This window comes from uncultured Clostridium sp., from assembly GCF_947036855.1.
In the GTDB taxonomy this organism is placed as follows: domain Bacteria; phylum Bacillota; class Clostridia; order Clostridiales; family Clostridiaceae; genus Sarcina.
Genome location: NZ_CAMQRY010000139.1, coordinates 1 through 5,807, shown reverse-complemented (window position 1 = coordinate 5,807; position 5,807 = coordinate 1). Strand labels below are relative to the sequence as shown.

General features: G+C 27.3%; 7 protein-coding genes. 6 read left to right on the top strand and 1 reads right to left on the bottom strand.

What is annotated here, in order from left to right:
• Positions 1-791: PHP domain-containing protein (locus tag Q0V15_RS11275; protein WP_297439056.1), on the bottom strand; the 791-nt coding region annotated here is incomplete at its 3' end.
• An 89-nt stretch (positions 792-880) separates the two neighbouring features.
• On the opposite strand from Q0V15_RS11275, the gene Q0V15_RS11270 reads away from it, so the two are divergent.
• From Q0V15_RS11270 to folK, 6 genes are read left to right on the top strand one after another with little or no spacing between them, the layout of a single operon-like run.
• Positions 881-1,462, top strand: a complete 582-nt coding sequence (locus tag Q0V15_RS11270; protein WP_297439054.1) for an aminodeoxychorismate/anthranilate synthase component II — start codon at positions 881-883, stop codon at positions 1,460-1,462.
• On the top strand, positions 1,452-2,813 hold the full coding sequence (gene pabB, locus Q0V15_RS11265; RefSeq protein ID WP_297439052.1) for an aminodeoxychorismate synthase component I: 1,362 nt from the start codon (positions 1,452-1,454) through the stop codon (positions 2,811-2,813). The genes Q0V15_RS11270 and pabB overlap by 11 nt, the downstream gene beginning before the upstream one ends.
• Positions 2,813-3,559, top strand: a complete 747-nt coding sequence (locus tag Q0V15_RS11260; protein ID WP_297439049.1) for an aminotransferase class IV — start codon at positions 2,813-2,815, stop codon at positions 3,557-3,559. The genes pabB and Q0V15_RS11260 overlap by 1 nt, the downstream gene beginning before the upstream one ends.
• Positions 3,560-3,561: 2 nt before the next feature.
• On the top strand, positions 3,562-4,116 hold the full coding sequence (gene folE / locus Q0V15_RS11255; RefSeq protein ID WP_297439047.1) for a GTP cyclohydrolase I FolE: 555 nt from the start codon (positions 3,562-3,564) through the stop codon (positions 4,114-4,116).
• 13 nt (positions 4,117-4,129) lie between these two features.
• On the top strand, positions 4,130-4,936 hold the full coding sequence (gene folP, locus Q0V15_RS11250; RefSeq protein ID WP_297439045.1) for a dihydropteroate synthase: 807 nt from the start codon (positions 4,130-4,132) through the stop codon (positions 4,934-4,936).
• Between the two features lie 2 nt (positions 4,937-4,938).
• On the top strand, positions 4,939-5,754 hold the full coding sequence (gene folK / locus Q0V15_RS11245; RefSeq protein WP_297439043.1) for a 2-amino-4-hydroxy-6-hydroxymethyldihydropteridine diphosphokinase: 816 nt from the start codon (positions 4,939-4,941) through the stop codon (positions 5,752-5,754).
• Positions 5,755-5,807: the final 53 nt, after the last annotated feature.

The window sequence follows — 5,807 nt, the reverse complement described above, 5'->3', positions numbered from 1 at the left end:
CTAATAGACATATCACCAATAAATCCATGTTTAGTATCAGTTTTATCATCACCATGACAGTCTGAACCACATGTAATAATAAGCCCAAGTCGCATAGCTAGAGATGAATACTCTGAATTTTCAACATTAGTGTTTTGGAAGTAGATAGCTTCTATTCCATCAACACCAAAACTTAAAACTTCTTCAACAGGAACTTTTTTTATAAGTTTTGGATGTGCTAGGACAACTAAAGCATTAAATTTCTTTAAAAGTTTTACTCCATCTGCTACATCAAGTTTTTCGTTAGGTACATATGCTGGTGAATCATCACCTATAAATTCTTCAAATATTTGATCCCATTCATAATTATAACCAGCTTCAATTATAGTTTTAGCTATATGAGGTCTTGCTATAACACCTTTTCCCTTTTCTAAAACTTTTTTATAGTCTATTTTTATATTAAAATATTTCTCTAAATTTTCTACTATTTTCTCAGCTCTTTCAACTCTTCTTACTTTTAAATTCTTTAGAAAGTCTTGAAGCTCTTTCTCTTTATATGAGTCATCTTTGAAATAGCCTAGTAAATGTATAGTTGCTCCCTTATAATCACAACTAAGTTCTATACCTGGTATAAAGTTTACTCCAAGTTTTTTAGCCTCTAAATAAGCCTCTTCTAGACCTTCTGTTGTATCATGGTCTGTTAATGCAATAGACTCAAGATTTAACTTTTTTGCTATTTGTATAACTTCTGAGGGCGTCATTTTACCATCAGAGGCTATTGAATGACAATGAAATTCTGCTTTTATATTCATAACATAGTCTCCTAATATTAAAATTTCAGTTTCTATAAAATTCTGATATAATTATTTTAACACATTTTATAAGGAGATAATTTACAATTATGTTTTTAATGATAGATAACTACGACTCATTTGTTCATAACCTAATTAGATATTTTAAAGAATTAAATCAGGAAATATTAGTTTTTAGGCGTGATAAAATTACAATATTTGAAATAGAAAAATTAAATCCTGCTGGGATTATAATATCCCCAGGACCAAAATCACCTAAGGATGTTAGGGAATGTTTAAATATAATAGACTACTTTAAAGGAAAGATACCTATACTTGGAGTATGTCTTGGACATCAGTGTATAGGCGAAGTTTTTGGTGGTGAAATAATTTATGGTGATAAACCAATACATGGAAAGGTATGTAAAATAATAAATAATGGTGATGGTGTATTTAAAAATCTACCAAAAGAATTTAATGTCACTAGATATCATTCACTTATGATAAATAAAAATAATTTACCAAGTTGCTTAGAAATAACAGCATTATCAAGTGATGATGTTATTATGGGTATAAAGCATAAAGACTATGATATTGAAGGTGTACAGTTCCACCCAGAAGCAGTCATTACAGAGTATGGACATGATATGCTTAGAAACTTTATTGAAAGGTGCGATGTTAATGAACTTTAATATAAAAGAATTTAAAACGAGTCTTGAAATAAATCAATTATTTGAAATTTGGAAAGATGAAAAAGATGTTATATTACTTGATAGCTCAAAATATGATAGTAAATTTTCAAAGTTCTCATTTATTGGAGTAAATAAAAATTTAAAATTTAAATCCAAAGAAAATCATATAACAATAAATGAAAAGAGTTTTGTCGGGGAACCATTTGAAGAGTTAAATAAAATATTTGAAGAGAGAAAGCTTATTAATATACCAAGTGAATTTTCTAATATACCATTTTTATCTGGTAGTATAGGATATATATCATATGATATGTCTAAAACTATGGAGAACTTACCTAAAACGGCAATTAATGACTTAGCTATAGATGATAGTTACTTTTTATTTTTCAATAATATTATAATATTTGATTTGGAAAATAATAAAAAATATATAACATCAGTAGACACTGAAAAATCAATAGATATTATTTTAGAAAAAATAAATAAATTTGAAGAAAATTATAATAAAAATACTGATTATATATATAATACTGATTTTTCAAAATTTAAATCTAATTTTGAAAAGGAAGATTATAAAAAAGCTATAACAAAAGTTAAAGATTACATAAAAGATGGACATACCTATATAACTAATATGACACAAAGATATAGTTGTGAGAGTTATGAAGATAATTTTACGATATACTCAAAACTTAGAAAGATAAATCCAGCGCCTTTTTCAGCCTATATGAATTTAGAAGATATGAGTATAATATCCTCTTCTCCTGAAAGGTTTTTAAATATAATAGATAGAAAGGTTGAGACTAGACCTATAAAAGGGACTATGCCAAGAGGGAATACTAAAGAAATTGATGATATAAACAGAAATATACTTTTAAATAGTGAGAAAGATAAATCTGAATTATTAATGGTAGTTGATTTAGAAAGAAATGATTTAAGTAAAGTATGTAAACCGAGTACTATAAATGTAACAGAACTTTTCAAAATTGAAGAGTATGCAACTGTATTTCATCTAGTATCAACCATTGAAGGTATATTAGATGATGATATAAATGCAATAGATTGTATAAAAGAATGTTTCCCAGGTGGTTCTATAACAGGGACTCCTAAAATTAGGACAATGGAGATTATAGAAGAAGTAGAAAAACTTAGAAGAGGTATTTATACTGGGGCTATAGGATACTTTGATTTTAGAGGGAACTGTGACTTTAATATAGTTATAAGAACAATACTAAAAAAAGATAATAAAGCTTATTTTGGAGTTGGTGGTGGAATAACTATTGAATCAGATGAAGAAAGTGAATATAATGAAACTCTAGATAAAGCAAATGCATTAATGAGGGTGTTATAATGATAAAATTTTGTAATGATAATTCAGTAATTAATTTAGATGATGGATATTTTTTTTCAACTGGTGTTTTTGAGACTATTCTAGTTAAAAATACTCCTGTTTTTCTTAGTAAACATATAGAAAGATTAAATAAATCTATTAAACTTTTAAATATAAAACAAACTATTGATAAGTTAGATGTATTAAACTTCATAGTCGAAAATAATATTAAAAATTGTGTATTAAAAATTGTAGTATCTGAAAAAAATATTATTGCGACAACTAGAAAAATTATATATAATGACAAAGATTATAATACAGGATTTAAACTTAAATTAAGCAGTGTTATCCGAAATAGTACATCTTTGCTCTCTTATATAAAATCTACTAGTTATAGTGAAAATATAATTGAGAGAAGTAAAGCAAAAGAACTTGGATATGATGAAGTTTTATTTTTAAATGAAGCAGGTTTTATAAGTGAATGCAGTATGAGTAATATATTTTGGGTTAAAAAAGATATTATTTACACTCCGGATATAAAATCAGGTTTATTAAATGGTATAATTAGACAATGGATTATAGAAAATTATAATATAACACAAGAAAAATTCGATTTAAAAAACATTTTAAATGCAGATGAGATTTTTATAACTAATTCGGTTATGGGGATTATGAAAGTAAGTATGATAGATAACATCTTTTTTGAAAAAAGCAGTGTTATTGAAAATATACAAAAAGATTATAAGAGGGTATTGGAGGAGTTATAAAATTGGACAGAGAAAAAATTATAGAAGGTGTAAAATTAATACTTGAGGGTATTGGTGAAGATTTAAATAGAGAAGGACTTTTAGAAACTCCTAGTAGAGTAGCTAAAATGTACGAAGAAATTTTTGAGGGATTAAATAAAGATGCTAGTGAATATTTAGAAAAGACATTTGAAGTATCATCTAATGATTTAGTTTTAGAAAAAGATATACCGTACTTTTCAATGTGTGAGCATCATTTAGCTCCATTCTATGGAAAAGCACATATAGCATATATTCCAAATGGTAGAGTAGCAGGTTTATCAAAACTTGCAAGAACTGTTGATGTATATTCAAAAAAACCTCAAATACAAGAAAGATTAACATCTGAAATAGCAGATTCTTTAATGAAATTTTTAGATGCTAAAGGTGTTATGGTAATAATTGAAGGTGAGCATATGTGTATGACTATGAGAGGTGTTAAAAAGCCAGGTACTAAAACAATAACTAGCACTTATAGAGGGTGCTTTAAGGAAAATGAATCATTAAAATCAGAAGTTTATAGAATGATTTCTTTATAATGGAGTGAATAAAATGAAAATTGGAACTAAAGAGTTTTTAATTGGTGAAAAAACATATATAATGGGAATACTAAATGTAACACCAGATTCTTTTTCAGATGGTGGGAAGTTTAATGATTTAGAAAAATCATTAGTACAAGTGAAAAAGATGATAGATGATGGTGTTGATATTATAGATATAGGTGGAGAGTCTACACGACCAGGTCATATGACCGTTGAAGAGGAATTAGAAATCAGTAGGGTTGTACCTATAATAAAGGCTATAAAAGAGAGATATAACATACCTATTTCTATAGATACTTATAAAGGGGGAGTTGCAGAAGAAGCAATTAAAGCTGGGGCTGATATGATAAATGATGTTTATGGCTTAAAAAAATGTAATAAAATTAGTAAAGTTGCAGCAAAATATAATGTACCATGTTGTATAATGCACAATAGAGAAAATAATAATTACAATGATATCATATTAGATATGATTAATGATTTGAAGGAGAGTATTGAAATAGCAGTAAGTTCAGGTGTTAGCATAGATAAATTAATACTTGACCCAGGAATAGGATTTGCGAAAAATCTAGAGCAAAACCTAGAAGTTATGAATAGACTTTCTGAATTTAAAATAAAAGATATACCTGTACTTTTAGGAACTTCAAGAAAATCAATGATTGGTTTAACACTCGATTTACCAGTTGAAGAAAGACTTGAGGGTACACTTGCAACAACAACTCTTGGAATTATGAAGGGGATAGATTTTATAAGAGTTCATGATGTAAAAGAGAATGTTCGTTGTGCGAAAATGACAGATGCTATGGTTAGGAGATAAGAATGGATAAGATAGTAATAAAAAACTTTGAATTATTTGCAAATCATGGTGTTTTTGAAGCTGAAAAAATACTTGGACAAAAATTTGTTTTAGATATAGAACTTAGAATGCCAACAAATATAGCAGCTAAAAGTAATGATTTAACAAAATCAGTTCACTATGGGGAACTTGCACATAAATTAGAAGTTGAATTTAAAAAAGAAAGTTATGATTTAATAGAAACTGTTGCTGAAAAAATGGCAGAGTTTATTTTAATGGAATATAGTATAGTTGAAGAGGTTTCTATTAAAGTGAAAAAACCATGGGCACCAGTCCATAGAACTCTAGAAACTATTTATGTAGAGATAACTAGAAAATGGAATGAGGCGTATATTGCTTTCGGTTCTAATATGGGTGATAGCCTTGCAATAATAAACAAAGGGCTAGAATTATTAGAAAAAGATTATCATACAACTTTAGAAAAAAAATCAAGTATAATAAAAACAGAGCCTTGGGGTAATGTAGAACAAGATGACTTTTTGAACGGAGTATGCAAAGTTAAAACATTACTTACACCAGCAGAGTTAATGCAATTACTATTAGATATAGAAAAGGAACTCAAGAGAGAAAGAGTTATTAAGTGGGGACCTCGGACTTTGGATTTAGATATAATCTTCTATAATGATTATGTGTCAGAAGATGAGTTTGTAGTTTTACCACACCCTAGAATGCATATGAGAGAATTTGTATTAGAACCATTAAATGAGATAGCACCATATAAAATACATCCTCTTCTTAAAACAAGAGTTTTTGAGTTATTTGAAAATATTAAAAAGTAATATTAAAAAGTAATATTAAAAAGTAATATTAAAAAGTAATATTAAAAAGTAAT

Bases quoted from the DNA above. Each gene is read 5' to 3' on its own strand.
- pabB (WP_297439052.1), top strand. From the start codon at position 1,452: ATGAACTTTAATATAAAAGAATTTAAAACGAGTCTTGAAATAAATCAA.
- folK (WP_297439043.1), top strand. From the start codon at position 4,939: ATGGATAAGATAGTAATAAAAAACTTTGAATTATTTGCAAATCATGGT.
- Q0V15_RS11270 (WP_297439054.1), top strand. From the start codon at position 881: ATGTTTTTAATGATAGATAACTACGACTCATTTGTTCATAACCTAATT.
- Q0V15_RS11260 (WP_297439049.1), top strand. From the start codon at position 2,813: ATGATAAAATTTTGTAATGATAATTCAGTAATTAATTTAGATGATGGA.
- folP (WP_297439045.1), top strand. From the start codon at position 4,130: ATGAAAATTGGAACTAAAGAGTTTTTAATTGGTGAAAAAACATATATA.